The 2,449-nt window shown below is 29.2% G+C and carries 1 protein-coding gene; it reads right to left on the reverse strand.

What is annotated here, in order from left to right; genetic code table 11:
• Positions 1-2,190, reverse strand: a 2,190-nt coding sequence (locus QZ306_RS10315) for a primase-helicase family protein (protein WP_295163604.1), incomplete at its 3' end; no start/stop codon positions are given.
• Positions 2,191-2,449 lie beyond the last annotated feature (259 nt).

Here is a 2,449-nt window from a genome sequence, read left to right on the forward strand (position 1 = left end):
ATATGCTTTTTTCTTTGGGAATCCTGCTTTGAAATCATCTAAATTTTCCACAATAAACATTTCATAAGCACTTTTTGAATTACCGATGATTCTTGTCCTTGCTGCCGTCTGAGGTAAGATTCGAGCATTCCAGTCGGATATATCTCTTGTCCAAAAGAAAGTGAATAAATTTGGATAAAATTTTTCGTTTCGAAATAATTCATTCAAAGCCTTAAAATATGTAAAATCATCTTTTCTAGCAGAAGATGTTTCCGAAACGACATATCTCCTATCGCCTTGAAGAAGTCGAACAGGACAATCATGATTCGATAAAAAGATCAAATTAACGACATTTTCGGCAGGTCTTGATGGTTGATATTTCTCAGAAATGATGATTGTTTTCTCTGTAATAACAGACTTTAATGTATCAAAATCTATAAATGTATTGTTATCTGCAGACGATAATTCATTACAGATTATCAATTTCTTGTTTTCCAATAAGGAATTGTACGAACCGACAATTTGTTCTATTTTATTGATATTATCTTCTGAATATCCTTTGAGGAGTTGGCAAATTGGGTCAGTAAAAGTATTTTTTCCTGTTCCTTCTTTTCCTGTCAATACAAGAGCAGTTTCTGTTTTTCCATTTATATTTTGAATAATATAGGATACCCAATTCAAGATATATTCATATAATTCATCATTGTTATCTGCAATAATATCATGAATATGATCCAAAAATGGCAGAATAATAGGTATTTCTACTTCTTTGAGAGGAGAGTATTGATATCCATAAAAGATGCTAAAAAATTCTGGATTATCCGAATAAAATTTGATTTGTCTTCGCATGAAAAAATTTTTGTTCTTCCCTGCACAGAAGATTTGATAAGCATTTATTGTTCTCTTCTTCTTTGCTTCGAAATAATATCCCAAATTTATCGAACTCATTTTGAGTTTAAATCCTGCATCGTCAAGAGGGGAAAATTTCATTGTCTTCTCATCGATATCAATATCTTTAATAAAATAAAGAGATTTTGCACAATCTACAACAATTAAGACTTTCTTTAAATCAGACAAGAATTCCCCAACCCTTATTCCATTCTTATTTTGATAATCTTTTTTACGAATATCGAATAACGAAAATTGGTCTTGAAGATCGACTTCGATAGATTCATCAATATGATTATTTGCATATTTCTCAAGATAGAATCTCTTTTTTGTTATGTCAAGATGATTTAATATTGAGAAGAACCATTTATTTGAATCAACTTTTTCATAATATTTTTCTGAATAATCATCTATCGTCGTTAAATTGTGATGGTCATTTCTTGCAAAATACCAATTTTTAACCATAAAAGTAATGTATTCTTGATCGAAAGGAGAATGAAATAAATTTACCATTATCTTTTCAAAATTTGGGAAAGTAGGTTCAAATTCTATCATTAATTCATGTAATTCTTCAGGAGTCATATTTATTAAATTTGTTCTGATTTCAAAATCTTCTGGGTCAATATCTTCTCTTGACCAATCCTCGACTTTTTGTTTGGTTTTTTCTTTTTTTGGCTGTTCAATTTTCTTAAAGACTTTTGACCATTCTTCTCTTTGAATTTCTTTTTCAAATCCTCGAATTTGAACGATATGTTGGGAAGGTGTCTTTTTATCAATCAAAGATCCTGCAATCATCTTGTTTCTTTCATCTCCAGGACCATAAATTTTATTAGATAAAGCATGTCTAAAAATTTGTCTCGTACCAAGTTTATAGACATTTGGATCACAAAGACGATGAACATTATATTCAAAACCAGATTTATATTTCATGATTTCTTGAATTTCTGTTCCTTTTATCTTTGTCGTATAAAATATTACATGAATCGAACAAAAATGATCTGCATCATCAATTTTTTTTAAACCTGTTTGAACTTCTAATTCTTGTGATTTTGTATATCCTCCTATCGAATAAGGACCGAAAATTTCAGTTAAAGAATCTAACCATTTTTTGACATCATCAAATTCTTCGACAGATGATATTGAATCAAAATCAAAATAGAGATGATAATAAGTATCTTTTCCTAAAACTTCATTAAAAGGAATTTGATTAAAGAACCATTTATCTATTGTGTCATATTCAAGTTCTAAAGGGATTTTCTTTTTTGACCAAGCAAAACAATCGATAAAGTAAACGCACCCTGGATGTTTTTCGGAATCCGTCATATTTGTTTTTTATCCGAGATAAATTATTGTGAAGTGAAAGTTCCCTACCAAAAAAATTCAAATCAATAAAGGCAAATCCCTATTCAAAAAAAAAATGTTCCTCGTCAAGCTCATAAAAAAAATTTTTTATTATGACTGAAAAAAAAACATGGCTTTTGGTTCATTCTTTAAAAAATTAAAAGAAGGAGTTAAAGATTTTGCTAATGGCTTTAAACATGGCTGGAATAAAACAATGTCTGTTGTTGGGAAAATACCTATT

It is taken from the genome of uncultured Brachyspira sp., assembly GCF_910588665.1.
Lineage (GTDB): Bacteria > Spirochaetota > Brachyspiria > Brachyspirales > Brachyspiraceae > Brachyspira.